General features: G+C 44.1%; 11 protein-coding genes and 1 pseudogene. 8 read left to right on the forward strand and 4 right to left on the reverse strand.

Annotated elements, in window-relative coordinates; genetic code table 11:
- Nucleotides 1–369: 369 nt before the first annotated feature.
- Complete coding sequence (locus QUA38_RS06895) at nt 370–564, reverse strand: hypothetical protein (RefSeq protein ID WP_333065547.1); 195 nt, start codon at nt 562–564, stop codon at nt 370–372.
- Between the two features lie 51 nt (nt 565–615).
- On the opposite strand from QUA38_RS06895, the gene QUA38_RS06900 reads away from it, so the two are divergent.
- Entirely contained in the window at nt 616–3,525 is a 2,910-nt protein-coding gene (locus QUA38_RS06900; RefSeq protein WP_333160337.1) for a PAS domain S-box protein, read from the forward strand.
- Nucleotides 3,526–3,648: 123 nt separating this feature from the next.
- Here the strand turns inward: QUA38_RS06900 and QUA38_RS06905 are convergent, their stop codons facing one another.
- On the reverse strand, nt 3,649–4,239 hold the full coding sequence (locus QUA38_RS06905) for a rhomboid family intramembrane serine protease (RefSeq protein ID WP_333160340.1): 591 nt from the start codon (nt 4,237–4,239) through the stop codon (nt 3,649–3,651).
- Between the two features lie 471 nt (nt 4,240–4,710).
- Between QUA38_RS06905 and QUA38_RS06910 the strand changes: the two genes are divergently transcribed.
- From QUA38_RS06910 to QUA38_RS06920, 3 genes and pseudogenes are all read left to right on the forward strand, one after another.
- Entirely contained in the window at nt 4,711–5,088 is a 378-nt protein-coding gene (locus QUA38_RS06910; RefSeq protein WP_333160341.1) for a Mo-dependent nitrogenase C-terminal domain-containing protein, read from the forward strand.
- Between the two features lie 562 nt (nt 5,089–5,650).
- A complete protein-coding gene (locus tag QUA38_RS06915; protein ID WP_333160343.1) occupies nt 5,651–6,487 on the forward strand; it encodes an SGNH/GDSL hydrolase family protein in 837 nt (278 codons plus the stop codon).
- 124 nt (nt 6,488–6,611) lie between these two features.
- Nucleotides 6,612–6,746, forward strand: a pseudogene (locus QUA38_RS06920) (Mo-dependent nitrogenase C-terminal domain-containing protein); the annotation flags it as partial.
- A 254-nt stretch (nt 6,747–7,000) separates the two neighbouring features.
- Here the strand turns inward: QUA38_RS06920 and QUA38_RS06925 are convergent.
- Nucleotides 7,001–7,459, reverse strand: a complete 459-nt coding sequence (locus QUA38_RS06925) for a hypothetical protein (RefSeq protein WP_333160345.1) — start codon at nt 7,457–7,459, stop codon at nt 7,001–7,003.
- 604 nt (nt 7,460–8,063) lie between these two features.
- Between QUA38_RS06925 and QUA38_RS06930 the strand changes: the two genes are divergently transcribed.
- Both QUA38_RS06930 and QUA38_RS06935 read left to right on the forward strand, forming a co-directional pair.
- On the forward strand, nt 8,064–8,264 hold the full coding sequence (locus QUA38_RS06930) for a cold shock domain-containing protein (protein WP_333160347.1): 201 nt from the start codon (nt 8,064–8,066) through the stop codon (nt 8,262–8,264).
- A gap of 18 nt (nt 8,265–8,282) precedes the next feature.
- Nucleotides 8,283–9,128, forward strand: a complete 846-nt coding sequence (locus tag QUA38_RS06935; RefSeq protein ID WP_333160380.1) for a cold shock domain-containing protein — start codon at nt 8,283–8,285, stop codon at nt 9,126–9,128.
- Between the two features lie 51 nt (nt 9,129–9,179).
- Here the strand turns inward: QUA38_RS06935 and bchB are convergent, their stop codons facing one another.
- A complete protein-coding gene (gene bchB, locus QUA38_RS06940) occupies nt 9,180–10,706 on the reverse strand; it encodes a ferredoxin:protochlorophyllide reductase (ATP-dependent) subunit B (protein WP_190659189.1) in 1,527 nt (508 codons plus the stop codon).
- 1,053 nt (nt 10,707–11,759) lie between these two features.
- On the opposite strand from bchB, the gene QUA38_RS06945 reads away from it, so the two are divergent.
- Both QUA38_RS06945 and QUA38_RS06950 read left to right on the forward strand, forming a co-directional pair.
- Nucleotides 11,760–17,273, forward strand: coding sequence for an AAA family ATPase (locus tag QUA38_RS06945; RefSeq protein WP_333160349.1), 5,514 nt, complete (start codon nt 11,760–11,762; stop codon nt 17,271–17,273).
- Nucleotides 17,274–17,597: 324 nt separating this feature from the next.
- Nucleotides 17,598–19,775, forward strand: coding sequence for an ATP-binding protein (locus QUA38_RS06950; protein ID WP_333160351.1), 2,178 nt, complete (start codon nt 17,598–17,600; stop codon nt 19,773–19,775).
- The last annotated feature ends 1 nt before the right edge of the window (nt 19,776 follow it).

The raw sequence follows: 19,776 nt of genomic DNA on the forward strand, positions 1-19,776 counted from the left end.
AGCTGCTTGTGGAGATATCAATTGCAGTTGCTGTGAAAACTTATAATTTTCGATCGCGCTATCGGAAAAATAGAACTGACCCACCAACCCGGTTGAAACCCCAGAATACGTCATTTCAGGAATGAGTCAACCAAAAACTCGATTTGTTTGATTAGGGCACCTCAGAAGTGGAAAAATAGTTAGTGGTGGATGCACGGCTGGCTATTCACCAATTGTTTTTTTCACGACAATAGTTAGTTACAGCTCGCCAAAATACTAAAAAAAACCTGGTTTCAGAAATCGGTTAAAAAAAAGAATGTAACAGCAGGCAACTTCTAAACCCTTACAGAATCAGTTTTTCCCAATAATTCAATTCTTTAATCTCAAAATCTATAATAGTATGAGCGTGTAGACTGCATGGAGGATTGATACTGCATTCATCTCGATCGCCAATGTTCCCAAAGCTCGCGATCGCGCTAAGATGGCGGTGGCAGTCGTTGAATATTCAGTTGCCACCAGCAGATTCCGAGTTATTAACAGCACTTTGCCTACTAAAACCCTCTCAACTTCAAAATCTGCGCTCATCAGGTTGTACTTAACCCGAATGTTGTGGGTTCATAATCGTTCTGCTTTACCATGCCAATCAAATATCTGACCGACCCGATTTTAAAAATGTCGGGCAAACTGCCAATTCGCATCGTCCTTGTTGTGCCTTTTGCCCTCCAGACTTTCGCAGCAGTAGGGTTGACGGGGTGGCTGTCGCTGCGGAACGGGCGCATAGCCGTCAACGATGTTGCCGCACAACTGCGGGCAGAAGTCACATCGCGTATCCAGCAACATATTTATACTTATCTCAAAACACCCCACCAAATCAATCAGCTCAATCTCGATGCCATCCGTCTCGGCATTTTGAACGTGCAGGATGCTGATAATTTGCAACGCTACTTCTCCCAACAAATCAAAACATTTGATAAAATTAGCTACATTCAATTCGCCTCTCAACAAAAAGATTTTATTGGAGTTGAACGCCTCGACGATGGCAAGTTGCAAGTTCAAATTTCTAATCAATCTACTGGCTATAACTTTCAAAGCTACGCGCCGTCAGAGTTCGGGGAACCAACCAAGCTCTTAAAAACTACTCTCAACTACGACCCCCGCGTCCGACCTTGGTACATAGCTCCGGTGCAGGCAGGGAAACCGACTTGGAGTAAAATTTATACTTATTTTGACGCTCCCAAACTAGCGATTACGGCGGCTCAACCAGTTTATGGCGAGGATGGACAACTGATTGGCATCCTGGGTTCTGACTTGGCACTTTCCAAACTAAATAAATTCTTGGAAACTCTAAAAATTGGCCGATCAGGACAGACTTTTATTGTAGAAAGGTCGGGGCAATTGGTGGCTAATTCTACTCTGGAACCGCCCTTTATTGTTAGCAACGGCGTTCCGAAACGGATTATGGCAGCGAGCAGCAAGAATGTTCTAATTCGATCGGCCGCCCGCTATTTGACAGAGCGCTTCGGAGATTTGCACAAAATTGACAGCTCTCGCCAGTTAGATTTTACCATCGATGGTCAACGACAATTTCTACAGGTGACGCCGCTCTCAGACAGCAGGGGCCTCGATTGGTTGATTGTGGTGGCGGTTCCTGAAGCCGATTTTATGGAAAGGATTAATGCCAACACTCGGTATACTGTGGTGATGTGTCTGGGTGCTTTGGTGCTGGCAACGGTGATTGGCGCTCTGACTTCTAGGTGGATTGTTGTACCGATTCAGCGTCTGAGCAAGGCTGCGGAGGCTTTGTCGCGGGGAGAATGGGACGGGATGGCGGTAGATCCCCGCTTGATGGCGTCTGTAGATCGGGAAGATGAAGTGGGTGTCTTGGCTCGCTCTTTTAATAGGATGGCCGGTCAATTGGAAGAGTCGTTTACTACTCTCGAAGATCGGGTAGAATCTGCGATCGCCGACAAAAATGAATTAATTCTTTCTCTGAAAAAATCGCAGCAAAAACTGGCTCTCCATCTTCACCAAACTCCTTTGGGAGCGATTGAATGGGATCTCAACTTTGAAGTAGCGGAATGGAATTTGTCAGCCGAAAGAATTTTTGGATACAACCGCTTGGAAGCAATGGGACGCCACGGAGTCGATCTAATAGTTCCTGAAAGTGCTAAGGAGTATGTTAGGCAACTATCTATAACTTTGCTCACTAATCAAGGAGGAATTAGTAGCATTAACGAGAATATCCGAAAGGATGGCAAAATTATTCTTTGCGAGTGGTACAATACGACTTTGGTTGATGCTGACGGCACCATCATCGGAGTGGCATCGCTGATTCAGGATGTGACTGAATTTCACAGTGCTGTGGAGAAGTTGCGGGCTAGCGAGGAGCGGTTTCGTCAGTTGGCAGAAAATATTCATGAGGTATTTTGGATTAGAGAACCCAATCAAAAGCAGCTACTTTATGTGAGCCCTGCTTGCGAAAAAATATGGAATTTGAGCTGTCAGAGTTTGCAGTCAGAACCGGAGGCTTTTTGGGATGCTATTCACCCGGAGGATCTCGATCGCGTCAAGGCTGCTTTTGAGAAACAGGTGCGGGGCGATTATGATGAAGAGTATCGGGTAGTGCGATCCCCTACGGGGGCTACGCCAACGGAAGGTTCATTTTGCTGGGTGCGCGATCGGGCTTTTCCAGTCCGCAGCCAAACCGGAGAAATTTACCGCATCGTCGGTATTGCCGAAGATATTACCCAGCGCAAATTAGCAGAAGAATTCCAAAAAGTCGCTCAAACCGCTCAAGCTGCAAACCAAGCCAAAAGCGCCTTTTTAGCTAATATGAGCCACGAATTGCGAACTCCCCTCAACGCGATTATTGGTTACAGCGATATGCTCAAAGAAGACGCCGAGGATTTAGGCTGCGAAGATTTTATCCCCGACTTGCAAAAAATTCAAACAGCGGGCAAACACTTGCTATCTTTAATTAGTGACATTCTAGATATTTCTAAGATTGAAGCGGGTCGGATGGAACTTTACTTAGAAACTTTCAACCCGGTTAATTTAATTGACGAGGTAGTTTCTACTGTCAAACCCTTGGTAGATAAAAATTCTAATAAGTTTGAAGTTGATTGTGGTAGCGACTTGGGAATAATGTATGCTGACATTACCAAAACTCGTCAAATATTGCTCAACCTGCTGAGCAATGCAGCCAAATTTACGGAAGGTGGCACTATTACCCTCTGCATTGAAAGAGTTAAACATGACAGCTTAACAACTCAAGAAATAGCAGAACCTTCCGACTCAATAATTTTTCGCGTAGCTGATACGGGTATTGGGATTCCCCCCGAACAATTGCAGCATTTATTTCAAGCATTTATGCAGGGCGACGCCTCAACTACGCGCAAGTACGGCGGCACGGGCTTGGGATTGACTATTAGCCGTCACTTTTGCGTGATGATGGGTGGCGATATGCACGTCGAAAGCGAGTTAGGTTGCGGTTCCGTTTTTACTGTGCGCTTGCCGGCCCGCGTTGAATTATTGGTCAGCAGTTAGTCTGGCTATCCGGGACGCACTTGTTACACAAGAAACCAGGTTTATTGACAAAAAACCTACGCTTTCAGATAAATTCGGGGCAATAAACTAAGGTGATGATACCATGCACCATAAGTCATAATCCTAGCTAATTTCCCGTTTCTGCCGCCCCAAAAGTTGAGCTGTTAATACCCCGCCGACAAAGCCAAAGAAATGCGCTTGCCAGGAAACTCCCGGCTGCGAGGGCAAAACTCCCCAAATTAAACTGCCGTAGAAGAAACCGACAATTAAAGATACCAAAATAGATGTAAAGCTGCGTTCAAAATAGCCCCGCAGCAGCAAGAAGCCGAAGTAACCAAAGATTAATCCGCTGGCACCAATGTGAACCGAATAGGGCGCGCCAGTCAGCCAAACTCCGAATCCGCTGACTAGCACAGTGACGGCACTCACGATAAAAAAGTCGCTAATTTCTCGGAGCATTATCAACCAACCCAATGTCACTAAAGGGAGGGTATTGGCGGCTAAGTGAGCAAAACTGCCGTGCAGAAAAGGCATCAACAGGATGCCTTGAAGTCCGTCGAGGCTGCGGGGGCGGACTCCGTAAGCATTCAGCCTGCCTCGGAACAGGAATACATCGACAATTTCGATAATCCAGAGGAGGGAGACGAAGCCACCGAGAATAGCGGCGTGGCTTTGCAATTCGCGGGTGATAGCTTTGGTTTCTTGGTTACTCATGGGTTGTGAGGGCGGTGATACCGATTATTTCCCATTGTAGAAGTTTCTGAGCGATCGCGAGCAAAGATTGTTGGGGCGGGGTTTCAGGGTTGTTTGCAGCAGAGCTTATTTAGAAATATTATAAGTTTTATTAAAAGTTCCGCATTTTCACGTATAGGATAATTCCCCTGGATGCCTCACAATAGTAATTGAACTACAAAAGGAGAGTCAACCGAAGGTTGAAGCTAAAACGTAGAAGACAGAATTTTTACCCTATCAATCAATTGTTGGGCTTGAAATTAGGACAGTTTTTAGAGCGCACACCAGGTCTAAAAAAAAATCAGGAACTACTTTTCTCGCCCTAAGTCATTAATTTAAGAAGTTCAATCCGGTAAAGCAAAACGAGATGCTGTAGATACTGATTGTAGATAATATCGCACAAGCTCTACAGAGAGTTCTTGGCACCTCGTTATAAAAGAGGAACAGAGCAAAATGAACGTATTCGAGCATACAGTCTCCTACCGAACTCTGCCAAATTGGGTAGGATTTGGCAAACAAGAAACCGCCGTTAATGTCGCTACAAATTCTCAACCTTACGGTCAAAAGCCACACTTTGACCCATTGGATCCGCTAAAACAATGGCTTGATAACACTGCAATTAAAAGTCAAAAGTTGGCTCGGTTGCTGTGTAAGTTTATTCCCAGCCAGTGTCCGTTTGAGCGAGAAGTCAAAATTGGCGATCGCACTTTATTATCCATTCCGCCGCTGTGCAAGTTAAATCCGCTTTACGAGCAAGTGGTTGGGCTGCGCTTTCGAGCTTTGTGTTATTTGGCTGACGAGTGCGGCGAAGATGTAACTCCTTATTGTTAATTCTGCAAAAACTTAAATTTTTCACTGTCTTTTCACCCTCCCTTCTCCTTGTTGGGGAGGGTTTTTGTTTTGTGCAGGCTTTCCGGGATAAAAAGTGCGCTCAATTTCTCGATCTTCGAGTAAATCAGCTTTAAATCCATTCTTTTTTTATTGATGTTTAGCTCAAGGTTAGTTGTTTGGAAGGTTTTCGTGGTTCGCCTCTTGCCTAACTTTATTGGGTAATCTCCCCAAATATGTACGGTTTTGTCCCCGCCACAGCGCTATGACCTAGATACCATTAGACAAGTGTCAAGGACATCATCAATCTATGTAGGTTGAGCAGTGGAGTGAGGCAAACCGCCATTAAAGCTCAGCTTTACTACCCACATTTTTTACCAAATTGATATATTAGTAATTGATGCAAATATTTAAGCGATTTCAAGAATATCACTGACACTAAAATTCAAAATCACGAACTCGGTAAATAACGGTACAAATTATAAATAAAAAAAATCAAGGAGATAACTAAGACCAAGTGTTGAAAAAAACATTTTTTGTAGTAATTATTGGGCTTTTATCTTTTATGGTTGCACTCATCCTATCAGCTCAAAGTTCTGAGGCTGTCAATGAACTTTATGTATTTGGGGACAGTCTTTCGGATATGGGAACGGTGTTTCGAGCGAGCGGGGGTCAATATCCGCCTCGTTCGACTTACTTTCAAGGGCGTTACTCGAATGGTAAGGTTTGGGTAGAGTATCTTGCCGATCGCCTAAAGTTGCCGCCTGAACGAGTCACTAATTTGGCCTATGGAGGTGCAACAACGGGGAGCGATCGTAATAGCCTTGTGCCTGGTTTGTTAGCTCAAGTTCAGTCATGGACTAAATCGCAAAAACAGGCAAATCCTCATGCGCTGTATGTACTGTGGGCGGGTGCAAATGACTATTTGCAGGGGGTAAGTAATGCGAATCTTCCCGTTGAAAATGTGGCGGGGGCGATCGCGTGTCTTGCTGATGTGGGTGCCCAAAATATCCTGCTGGCAAATTTACCAGATTTGGGGCAGTTACCTGCGACGCGAACAGGCGTTAATTCTGCAAGGCTCACTGCATTAACACAAGCACACAATCAGGGTTTGAGGCGAGCGGTTAAGGTATTAAATCAACAGCATCCTGACTTAAAAATTGCGACTCTGGATGCTAATGCGCTTTATCGGGAAGCGATCGCAAACCCGGCTAAATATGGCTTGACTAATGTGACGAGTGCGTGTTCATCGGGTGGAGGTGTTTGTGGTAGTCCCGATCGATTTTTGTTTTGGGACGGCATTCATCCGACGACTGCCGCACACAAGATTTTGGGGGAAGCAGCGTCCGCAATTGTGCAGGAGAGCGGAATGATTAAATCTGGATTGGGGACGTTTCGGTAAACCATTTTAAGGCTTTCCGGGCGATCGCCACAAGACCGGGGTCCTCTGTTTTCGTAGAGGTTGACATGATTTTTTGCATGAGAGCCAGATTGGCTCATCTGATATTGTAGAAATTTTCCTCGTGGGCGATCGCACTTTATTTTCCATTCCGCCACTGTGCAAGTTAAATCCGCTTTACGAGCAAGTGGTTGGGCTGCGCTTTCGAGCTTTGTGTTATTTGGCTAACGAGTATGGCGAAGATGTAACTCCTTATTGTTAATTCTGCAAAAACTTAAATTTCTCACTGTTTTTCCGCCCTCCTTCCTCCTTGTTGGGGAGGTTTTTTTTACTTTGAGATTATGCCGCAGTTGAAACCTGTTAACCTCCAACTCAAATGTGGCGAAGCGCCGGTCATTTGAGTTGGAGGTTAAATTACACAAACTTTCGTCTGCCTCAGCAGAAAAGCCAGATATTCTGTTAGATCCCCGGCTTTTTGAAGAAGTCGGGGCTTCAAAGAGCGATCGCATTTAAATACTAAAGGGAGCGAATCACTCGTTGTTCGAGAATGCGTTTGCCTTTGTTATAAATACTAAGGCTGGCTCCTGTAACGATGTAATCGTAGGTGCCATTTTTTGCCACGTAACCAGTCCCCTCTTCAGTTCGAGCACGCAGGGCGATCGTGCTGCCGTTACTCTTTTTAACGCCGTAGTAATATAGTTGATGAGCGTGGTTGTAGCACAGATAAATCCGAAAGTTGCTGGTCTCGAAATAGTTTGCCAGAGTCTGTCTTTTGCGAACACAAAAATCTCTCACCTGTTTTTGGGGGGTGGATACATTAGCTATTTGTATGGTTTCAATCGGAGACTGAGTGCGAGACGCTGTTGGTGCAGTGCTTGTGTTCGATCGTCCTAGAGCAAAGGTTGCCGCTGGATTGCTGGCAAATAGCATTAAACCGAGTAAGCTGGTTTGTGTGAGTCTTGCTGTGAAGTTCATAAGTCATTCCTTTAAAAGATGTTGATGCGTCTAATCTAGGTAAGTGGGATTGATTAGGGCGATCGAACAGTACAGTTTTCACAATTGGCCTCAAGGAGGAAATCCTCGGATGCAATTTCCGTTTCCCCTGAGATCGGGCACTATTCTCAATAAGCTTTTAGGGGCAGGCTAGAAGCCCGCCCCACAAGAGGATTGAATGTATAGTCGAAAGCTCGTTACTGAGAATGATATTTTTTTGTGAGTTTCCCTGCAACTGACTAGCCGACGGACAATTAAAAAACTGGCACTTTCGATTGCTGATAGGACTTATTCACTAACAGGCGATCGCGAGGAAAAAGCAGAGAATTATTTTAAATATTGGGCGCCAACTGCGGGCGCTGATGCTAGTTTTCATCAATTTCGATAAGTGCGATCGGGTTGTCCTGACAATGCAGGACTACCATTTTATTATGTGTGGATTGGCTTATAATATCTAAGGTATACTTATTTGATAAATCAATTGTAGCAAATACTCTTTCAAGCTGATTCTAAAGTTACGAGAGAGTTAATCATTTTCAGATAAAATATTACTTTCTCAATCATCGTTCAGTATTCGAGGCCAAAAATGGGGGAAATTTCAGAGACAAGCCGTTTTCAAGGACGAGTGGTAAAAATTTTTAGTGATAAAAGAGGCGGATTCATTTCCCCCGATGATAAAAGTGATGACCTTTATTTTATCGCTTCACAAGTTGAACACGATAAATTTGGAACTTTGAAGCCTGGATATGTCGTTACTTTTACTGTTGGTCAAAGCAAGGATGGCTAGCGGTTTTTTGCTAATAAAATAGAATTAGTCAGCGAAGGATATCATAGGTTTTCTACAACAAAACTTCGTTTTTCTGGGTATGTAAAAAATATTTTTACTAACAAAAAATGGGGTTACATTACGCTTGAGGGAAGCACTCAAGAACTCTATTTTATAGCCAAGGAAGTAGAAGATAATAAATTTGAAAGTTTGAAAGTAGGCGATGCAGTTACCTTTACCATTGGTGAGAGCGAAGATGGGAGACGATTTGCCAATAGAATCCAACTTCTTGATGTTGACCAAATAGAACAAAATGATACTCCTGCTGAGTTGCTCCCCACTCCTATCACCTGTAATGAACTTAAAAACCAAATAATTGAGCAATTTAAGCGAATAGTACATACAACCAACTCAAGTGAATTTGAGGACTTGACTTTTTTATTACTGAAAAATTTGGGCATCCATTATCTCTATCAATATGACAAAAGAAACCAAGCTGGTAGAGCCGATGGATTTTTCATTATTGGCAACCTTGCAGTAATGTATGATTGCACGCTCAGGGAGGGTTTTGAAGAATATAAAAAAGACCAGATTGAAAACTATATAAATAAGCTTGAGCAGGCTCAGTTGACATTTAACCTGAGATCTTCAGACGGTGTACAAAAGAAAAAAACTCTTAGAATTGATGGCAAAAGCAAACAAGTTTGGATTATTACTCTAGGTCAAACGCGAGAAATCAGTGATTACGGTAATATAAAAGTTAAAGAAGTTTCGGTAAATCATCTTATTTGGCTACTTCAAGAGAGATTACACCGAGATGTGATAGAAGAAGATGATTTGGCCCTTAATCTACTATCTCGTATAGAAAAGTTCATTCCTGCTTAAAGCAGTTTTGCATTTTGAGTAAGGTGGGCAAATGCCCACCCTACCAATAAACTACGCGCCGACAGATTCCTTCGCTGCGTACAGCACCTCAACGGTAATCTTATCAATCCCCCGATCGCGCGCGAACTTCTCAGTATTGCGCTTCACCTTACCCCGCACAAAACCAGGGATTTTATTCAACTCAGCCTGTCCATCCTTCGTCCAACCCATATCCGAATCAGCCGAAATACCCTTGGTAATCACTTCCTTGGTATCGTGGCCGCCGAAGATTTCCAGCAAGTGGTCTTCCATTCCCAAAGTAAAGGAATTGTAGACCAAATCTACACACTGATTCGTGCCTTCATAACCCAAAAATGGCTTGTAGCCGATCGGGAAATTTTGGACGTGAATCGGTGCAGCAATTACGCCGCAGGGAATATCCAACCGCTTACCTACGTGGCGTTCCATTTGCGTGCCGAAAATCGCCGAAGGTTCCGCTTTGGCGATCGCATCTCCAATCGCCCCGTGATCGTCGGTGACGAGCACTTCATCGCAATACTCGCTTACCTGTTCCCGGAACCAATCAGCATCGTGTTTGCAGTAGGTTCCAGCCCACACAACGTGGATTCCCATCTCGCGAGCCAAAATCTTCGTCATCGCCGCAGCGTGGGTATTATCGCCAAATACGACGGCTTTTTTGCCCGTTAAGTTTTGGCAGTCGATCGATCGCGAAAACCAAGCAGCCTGCGACACAAATCGAGTTTGTTGGTCAATAAAATTTTCGTAATCAACATCCGCCCCTTGAGCATTCAAAACTTGCTGAATCTTGCGGATACAGCGCGCAGTTTCTACCACACCCATCGGCGTAATATCCACCATCGGCGTGCCAAATTCTTTTTGCAAATACTCCCCGGCCATCATCCCCAATTCCCGATAAGGAACCAAGTTAAACCAAGCGCGGGGCAGTCTTTTTAAGTTGTGAACCGAAGCACCTTCTGGAATAACTTCGTTGACTTCAATGCCCAAATCTGCCATCAAACGCTTCAACTCGGTGCAGTCGTGCTGGTTGTGGAAACCCAGCGTAGACATACCAATAATGTTGACAGATGGTTTTTCGCTTTTGGCTTCTACTAAATCGCCTTTTTTGCGGGCTTTGTTAATGTAAAATTGGACGATTTGATCCAAAGTGCGATCGGCAGCTTGCAGTTCGTTTACCCGATAATGGTTAACATCCGCCAGCAATACATCGCCTTTAGCATCTAATTGGGCTCGCTCCACGAAGTTTTCCAAGTCTTCTTGCAGAATGCTGGAAGTGCAAGTCGGGGTGAGCACGATTAAATCTGGGTGTTCTTCTCTGTCTTTGCGGGTGATGTTGTCCACCACCCGTTCCTGCGAACCCCGCGCCAGTACGTGTCTGTCAACGACGCTGGTAGTTACCGGGGTGAAATCCCGTTCCCTCTCCAGCATGGAACGCATGACGTTAAAATAGTCGTCTCCAATCGGTGCGTGCATGATCGCATGGACGTTTTTGAAGGAAGTGGCGACGCGCAAAGTGCCGATGTGGGCTGGGCCTGCGTACATCCAATAAGCCAATTTCATAGGTATTTTCCTGGTGCTGGTTGAGAATTGCCCGATCGGGCGATTACTGCTAAATTTTAAGGTTGTTTCTGATTTTCTCACCGGATGAATCCTTGAGAAATACTAAGTTTCTTAGGATTTACACATTTGGGAAATGCTCAAACGCTTTGTCTGCTTGGCATTTGACTCGCAATTCAAACAACTTTACCTGGGTTTTATGGCAATAATTCTTAATCTTTCCTAAAATTCTCTTAAGAGTTAGGCAAATTTGATTAATGTAGGGTTCGCTGCCGCGCACTAGACAAGGTGCAATAATTCTGCATTTTTTGTCAAATTTACTCTGCTCAAACGGTAGATCGATTTTAGATTTTAGATTAAAGAATTGAAGGATTGACCCCACGGATAAATTCGGGGGGCAAGTTTCATGGGATACAGGTTTTTATTTCTCCACAGATGAATCCGGGGGCTTGTATTCTGGATGTTTTCGGTCAGTTAGTATTGTTAATCGATCCCTCAAAATAGATAGAACTGAAGGAAATTGCAGCTTCCGAAGCAACACTTACTTCCCTCAGCGCCTCGGTCGCGAATTATAGTTAAGATTTGCACCGGCCGGTTTTTTTGAAGCACCGCAAATTCGTACCCGATCACCGGAAAAAATAAATCTTTCAGCACTTGCATCTTTTCACGAGATGTGGTGACGATCCACTAAAGTCAAGCGATTACTTGGAATCTGAGAGGATTTAGTTGTCAGCATGGCGATCGAGCATTAGAGTAAATCTTTGCACAAATCCTGTATTTGTGATCTTGTTTACCTAACTGCTGAGGTGACGAAAGCCCCAGCGTGCTTTTGTCAGCAGTAGCTCTTTGCTGTCAAGGCCTGCTTTCCCACACATCCCAAAAGATAGCTCTTGAGCGATAATGAAGAATAACATAGGATTTACGAAAAGAAACCCGATTTACACGATAAAATCTTGGGTTTGTCAACGACTAGCAACGAAGAAACCCGGTTTCTAGCCCGCCGCGCGTCAGTCCTGTAACATTGACCAAGCACACCTAATTTGAGAGAACCCAACTATGATGGCAATTCCCGGCGTTGCAGTTCTCGCTCTCATTTATGAAAGCAGCACTTCCCTGGTTTACCGCGGCCACAACGAGCAGAACAACCAACCTGTTATTATCAAACTTATCAAAGAAGACTATCCCACTCCTGAAGAACTGAATAGATACAAGCGCGAATATGAGATCACTGCCAACTTAAGCCTGTTGGACGGAGTTGTGAAAGTGTATAAGTTGCAACAGGTTAGAAATAGTCTGGCAATGATCTTAGAAGATTTTGGCGGGGAATCTTTAAAAATTTTTATGGGTTCCCAAAAATTTACCCTGTTAGGATTTCTGACTACGGCCATCAAAGTTGCTGAAACTTTGGGAGAAATTCACGGAAAAAATGTAATTCATAAAGATATAAATCCCTCTAATATAGTTTTTAATCCTGCTACAGGACAAGTGAAACTCATAGATTTCAGCATCTCAACAGCATCCAACCTAGAAAATATTCCCAGTAAAAATCCCAATTTTTTAGAAGGCACTTTAGCCTATATGTCGCCCGAACAAACCGGCAGAATGAACCGCGTAGTCGATTACCGCACCGACTTTTATTCCCTCGGCGTGACATTCTATGAAATTCTGGCAGGACAACTCCCTTTTCCTACTACAGATCCCATGGAGTTAGTTCACTGTCACATAGCCAAACAGCCAGTACCTCTAGCTGAAATAGCCCCAGAAATTCCTAAAGCTGTTTCAGATATTGTGATGAAATTGTTAGCAAAAACCGCTGAGGAGCGCTATCAAAGTGCTTGGGGACTCAAAGCAGATTTGGAATCCTGCCTGTTTCAGTGGCAAACATCTGGGGTTGTTTCTGAGTTTCCTCTCGGCAGCCAAGATATTTCTGACAAATTTCAAATACCTCAAAAACTTTACGGCAGACAGCGAGAAGTTGAAACTCTCTTAGCGGCATTTGAACGGGTAGCAGCAACAAATAATCGAGGCTACCGCACCGACGATTCTCAAATTTCTGTCATCAAAAAAGAGAGCAAATCGAAAAAAGAAATTCCCTTGTCAGTCATGGCGAGAGGACAACATAAATCCCGCAGCGAGATGATGCTGATTGCCGGTTACTCCGGCATTGGCAAATCTGCAATGGTAAAGATTTTAGATAAACCTATTACCCGCAGGCGTGGATATTTTATTTGGGGAAAGTTTGACCAGTACAAGCGGACTATTCCTTACTCGGCCGTTGTCAGCGCTTTTTCGGAATTGGTGCGGCAACTGTTAACTGAAAGTGAGGCTCAATTAGCAGTTTGGCGCGAAAAACTCCGCAGTTCATTCGGTCAAAACGGACAAATTATTATTGATGTCATTCCCGAAGTTGAACTAATTGTCGGAGCTCAGTCTCCTGTAGCTGAATTGGGACCGACGGAATCTCTGAACCGCTTTAATTTAGTATTTCAAAATTTCATTCGCGTATTTTGCCAGCCAGAACATCCGCTGGTAATTTTTCTCGACGATTTGCAGTGGGCTGATTCGGCTACTCTCAAATTGATCGAATTGATGATGACAGATGAAGCTACGCAATATCTGTTTTTAATTGGTGCTTATCGGGATAATGAAGTTAGTCCCACTCATCCTTTAATGATGACTTTGGAGACGCTGCGAAATCAGGAAGCTATCATTAATCAGATTGCTTTGTCGCCGCTGGGGGTGGAAAACATAACTCATTTGATTGCGGAGACTTTGCACAGCGATCGAGAATCTGTCAAACCGTTAGCTGAATTGGTAATCAGCAAAACCGACGGCAATCCTTTTTTTGTCAATCAATTTCTGCAAACATTGTATCAGGAAAACCTGCTAGTTTTTCACCCGCCACAGTCGGGGAGCAAGGGCGGCTGGCATTGGGATATGATTCAAATTGAGCAGTGCGCTATCACTGACAATGTAGTAGATTTGATGGTACAAAAATTGAGAAAACTGCCAAGCTCAACGCAGCAAGTTTTGCGTTTGGTGGCTTGTTTGGGCAACGAATTTGACTTGAATACTCTTTCTTTAATTCATGAAAAAGAAGCCTCGGAAACTTTTTCTCACCTGTTGCCGGCGATTAAGTCGGGACTGATTCTGCCAACTTCGGAATTGGAAAGCAAGTCATTAGATTACGTGCTGTTTCCGCTATTAATTCTGAATTATAAATTTTTGCACGATCGGGTACAGCAAGCAGCTTACGCTCTGATCGACGACTCGCAAAAAAAGGCAGTTCACCTGAAAATAGGCAGGCAAATCCTAGAAAACACCCCGGCTGAATATCGCGCTGACAGAATCTTTGAATTAGTCGATCACTTGAATGTGGCTCGATCGCTAATTAAAGACGATCGAGAATTAATTGAACTGGCAACGCTGAATTTAGACGCGGCTCGCAGAGCCAAAGATGCCACTGCTTATGTTGCTGCCTTGCAGTATTTGACCGCAGGCATGGACGGTTTGAGCGCCGATATTTGGGATGCCCACTACGATTTAGCCTTTGCCTTGCACATGGAGCGGGCAAATGTTGAGTATTTAAACGGTTATTTCGAGAAGTCTGAAGAATTTATTAATATAACTCTGGAAAAAGCGCGATCGCCCTTAGAAAAGGTAGAAATTTACAACCTGCTGATCGTGCAGTACACCCTGCGGGCGAAGTACGAAGAAGCCGTTAAAGCCGGAATCCAAGCTTTGGACTTGCTAGGCATTGACTTGCCGCTAGACGGGCTACAAAAAGTCATATCCGAAGAATTTGCAGCCGCTACAAATATTTTAGCAGGTAGAGAAATAGCTTCCCTAATTGACGCCCCCGAAATGACTGTACCCGACAAAAAAGTTGCAGTCAAATTAATTACAAACTTGCTGACATCGGCTTACCTCAAAAATCCAGACTTGTGGAAAGTCAGCGTTTTAAAAGGAGTCAATCTTTCTCTACAATACGGTTTAGTACCCGAAGCCTCTCTTTGCTATGCTGGCTACGGTATGTTCTTAAACGCAGTTTCGGGAGATTACAAAGCTGCGTATCAATTCGGCTTGCTCTCGCTGAATCTCAGCGAAAAATCTGGCAATATCGGCTTGAAGTGCAGAGCTTGTTCATCCCTGGTCAGTATTTTTTATTACTGGTTCAATCACATCAAAGATTCCCACGCAATCAGCAATGAAGGATATCAAGCAGCTTTAGAATCAGGAGATTTAGAGTATGCGGGTTATATTCTGTCCAACCGCATAGCTAACTCATTTTTTCAAGGTAAAGAAATCTCGCAAATTCTGGTCGATACGAGCAGGTATTTGCAGTTCAGCCAAAAAACCAAAAATCAGCTCGTAACGGATATATTATTAGGAGTAGAGTTAATTCTCCGTAACCTGAGCAAACTAACTTCTGAAAAGTTTGTATTTGAAAGCGAAGATATCAGCGAAGCTGAATACGTACACAACTGCCAAGCTCATCAAAATTTGTACTCGCTCTGCCTTTATCAGATTCGCAAATGCCAGGTAATGTATTGGTATGGCAACTTCAACGAAGCGCTACAACTAGCTTTTGAAGTAGAAAAACAGCTATCTTTTATTACCGGAGCGATACCGGCTACCGAATGGAATTTTTTCTTTTCTCTAACTTTAGCCGCCGTTTTCCCAAATGTTTCAGAAGAGAAGCAAAAGGAATACTTGGAAAAGTTAGAGGAAAACCAAAAACAGATGAAAATTTGGGCAGACAACTGTGCGGAAAATTTTCTGCACAAGTACCTTTTAGTACAAGCAGAAATAGCCCGAATTTCCAAGAAAGATTCAGAAGCTGTAGAACTGTACGATTTCTCTATAAATTTAGCCCAAGATAATGAGTTTGTCCAAAATGAAGCGCTAGCTAATGAACTAGCAGCTAAGTTTTGGTTGAGTAAAGGTAAGTATCAATATGCCAAAATTCACTTGCGCGAAGCTCACTCGTGCTACTTGCGCTGGGGTGCCGTTCGCAAAGTAGAAGATTTAGAACAGAAGTATCCGCAGTTGCGGGAAATGACGCCCCTCAACGGAAGTTTTAACAACAATCAAACTACCACAACTATTCATACTTCTACGGGCAGCGATGCGAGAGTGCTGGATTTGGCAACGGTAATGAAAGCATCTCTGGCCATTTCTAGCGAAATTGTCCTCGATAAGTTGCTGGCTTCTTTGATGAGAATCTCCTTAGAAAATGCGGGGGCTCAATTAGGTTTTCTGATTTTAGTCAGAGATGGTCAACTGTTGATTTCAGCTAAAGCGTCAGTATTTGCTGAAGATGTAGCTGTGCTGGAATTTACGCCTGTTGGAGAATATCATGATTTACCTGTGACGGTGATTAATTATGTGGAAAGGACTCGCTCGGATTTGGTGTTGAGCAATGCGGCGGCTGAGGGACTATTCACAGCAGATCCTTACATCGCTAAACACAAACTGCAATCTATTTTGTGTACTCCAATAATTAATCAAGGCAAACTGATCGGCATTCTTTATTTAGAAAATAATTTGACTGTCGGAGCATTTACTCCCCACAGATTGGAAGTTTTAAGGTTGCTTTCTTCCCAAGTTGCTATTTCTTTGGAAAATGCTCTGCTTTACAATTCTGTGGAACAAAAAGTGCAAGAGCGGACGCAGGAGTTAAATGAAAAGAATGAGCGTTTAGAGCATACTTTGCGCGAGTTGAAACTAACTCAAGCTCAATTAATCCAAACGGAAAAGATGTCTAGTTTGGGGCAAATGGTCGCTGGTGTAGCTCACGAAATTAATAATCCTGTAAGTTTCATCTACGGCAATCTTAATCCGGCTAGCGAATACGTTAAAGACTTGCTAAACTTGATTGAGCTTTACCAGCAGCACTATCCAGAACCGGCTGATGAAATTATCGAAGAAATAGAAACAATTGAGCTGGAATTCTTGAGCGAGGATTTGCAAAAGCTGCTGGATTCCATGAAAGTAGGAGCGGAAAGAATCCGGGATATTGTGCTAAGCTTGCGGAATTTCTCGCGCCTCGACGAAGCGCAAATGAAGTCGGTAGATATTCATCAAGGCATCGACAGTACGGTGATGTTGCTGCAACCGCGCCTGAGAAAAGAGGGCGGGCGTTTGGGAATTGAGGTAATTAAAAATTACAGCACGCTACCCCTAATTACTTGTTATGCGTCTCAGTTGAATCAGGTATTTATGAATATCTTGACAAATGCGATCGATGCTCTCCTCGTAGCAAGAGACTCCCCGGAAAACTCTCATCAACAGCCTACGATTACAATTTCTACAGAGGTGACTGACAGGAATTCTGCCATCATTAAAATTGCCGACAGCGGGCCAGGGATGAGCACTGAGGTGCTGCACAAGATATTCGATCCATTTTTTACAACTAAGCCCGTGGGTTCGGGAACTGGTTTGGGATTGTCTATTTCTCACTCGATTGTTGTGAGTTCTCATGGCGGAAAATTGACTTGCGTTTCTACACCCGGAGAGGGGAGCGAGTTTATTATTGAAATTCCGATCGCCCCCAGGCAAGTTTTGTAATCGGCCATACTATCAACTAACATCCCCAAATCAATTCCAGTTAGCAACCCTTAACAATCCGGCCACGCATTGCGTTTACTAAACTTTAAATTCGCAATTCAAGCTCGGCGAAAACTCTGCATTAAAGTCGAGCGAGCTGGTTTTCATAAAAGGGCGATCGCCCTTTGGCAGCAGCACTGAGGACTTTTTATCACGACGAGGTGGCAATGCTCCGGCAAATCATAAAAAGTGTCAGATTTTTAATTAAAAAAGTAAATATTCTGTGTATTTTCATGATCGAACTGTAGATAGTAGATCATAGTAAAATAAAAGTAAATTCCGATCATGAAGATACGTCACTTCGGCAAAACTCAGGCGATCCCATTGCAGCTCATACTGATGGTGCCATTTGTTTTGCAAATCTTTGGAGCGGTCGGTCTGGTGGGATATTTGTCGTTCAAAAATGGACAGAAAGCGGTAAACGACCTGGCGGATCGGTTGATGGATCGAACCAGCATTTCGGTGAATCAACATCTGGAGGCTTATTTATCTATTCCCCATCAAGTGATTAAGATTAACGCCGATGCGATTCGGATGGGATTGCTAGATGTGCGCGATCGCCAAACCCTCGGTAAGTATTTCTGGCACCAAATGCAGGCCTATGACCTGAATTACATCGGCATTGGACTGATTACGGGTGAGGGAGTAGGAGCCGCACGCTACGACCCCAAAAGCGTCGTGATTGATGATTGGACTCCCAAACCGCCGAATAATGTCATCAACTATGCTACCGATAACAAAGGCGATCGCACTCACGTCGTGACTATTTATGATTGGGACAACTTGCAAGAACCCTGGTACACCGAACCCATGAAAGCAGGTAAACCCATCTGGTCGCGGATCGTAACCGTAAATTATCCCAATCATCCCTACATCGCTGCCTCCGCTGGTCGCCCCATCTATGACGCAAATAATCGCTTGCTAGGAATGGTTGGAGTCGATATCCATCTGTTGAAACTGAGCCATTTCTTACGGAATATAGATCTCACTAGCTCAGGGCAGGTTTTCATCATCGAGCGCAATGGAATGTTGATTGCTAATTCTGCGAAAGAACAACCCTTTACCATCGTCAAAGACAAGACTCGGCGTTTGAAGGCGATCGACAGTCCCAATCCCATAGTGCAGGGAATTGCCAAACAAATCCAGCAACGCTTCAAAGGGTTTCAATCTATTTCTAAAGATACCAATCTCCGACTTGATTTTCAGGGAGAACTCTACTATGTGCAACTCACTCCCTGGCGCGACCAATATGGATTGGATTGGTTAGTGGTGGTGAGTGTGCCAGAAAGCGAGTTCATGGCACAGATTGATGCCAACACCCGCACCACAATCTTGCTCTGCTTAGCAGCATTGGGGGTAGCTTGTGGGATGGGCGTTCTCACCTCCGGCTGGATTGCCCGTCCGATTCTGCGACTGAATCGGGCGAGTGAGGCAATAACATCTGGCAACTTCAACCAAGCTGTAGAAGACAGCCGTATTGAAGAACTCAACGCCCTTGCCAACTCCTTTAACCACATGGCAAGACAACTGCGCGAATCCTTTACCGCCTTAGAAGAAAGTAATGCAGAATTAGAAGACCGGGTGGAATACCGCACCGTTGAACTCAAAAACGCCCTAATTGAATTGCAACGCAGCCAATCACAGATAATTCAGAGCGAAAAAATGTCTAGTTTGGGGCAAATGGTTGGTGGAGTCGCCCACGAAATTAACAACCCAGTCAACTTCATTCACGGCAACCTCGTCCATACACAGCAATACACCCAAGATTTGTTAAAGTTGGTGCAGCTTTATCAACAGCACTATCCTAACCCTGCTGACGAAATTCAAATCGTAGCCGAAGAAATCGACCTGGAGTTCTTGCAAGAAGACCTGCCCAAAATGCTGTCTTCGATGAAAATGGGTACCGATCGCATCCGCCAAATTGTCCTGTCGTTGCGGAACTTTTCACGGATGGACGAAGCAGATTTTAAAGCAGTGGATATCCATGAGGGTATTAACAGCACCCTACTGATTTTGCAACACCGCCTCAAAAATAGACCGGAACGACCGTCTATTGAGGTGATTCAAAACTACGGTTCTCTACCCCTGGTGGAATGCTACGCCGGACAACTCAATCAGGTGTTTATGAATATTCTCACCAATGCGATCGATGCTCTCCTCGTAGCAAGAGATTACCCGGAAAACTCTCATCAACAGCCTACGATTACAATTTCTACAGAGGTGGCAGACAGGAATTCTGTCATCATTAGAATTGCCGACAGCGGGCCGGGGATGAGCACTGAGGTGCTGCACAAGATATTCGACCCATTTTTTACAACTAAGCCTGTGGGTTCGGGAACGGGTTTGGGATTGTCTATTTCTCACTCGATTGTTGTGAGTTCTCATGGCGGAAAATTGACTTGCGTTTCTGCACCCAGAGAGGGGAGCGAGTTTATTATTGAAATTCCGATCGCCCCACGGTAAG

This window comes from Microcoleus sp. Pol12B4 (assembly GCF_036701385.1).
In the GTDB taxonomy this organism is placed as follows: domain Bacteria; phylum Cyanobacteriota; class Cyanobacteriia; order Cyanobacteriales; family Microcoleaceae; genus Microcoleus.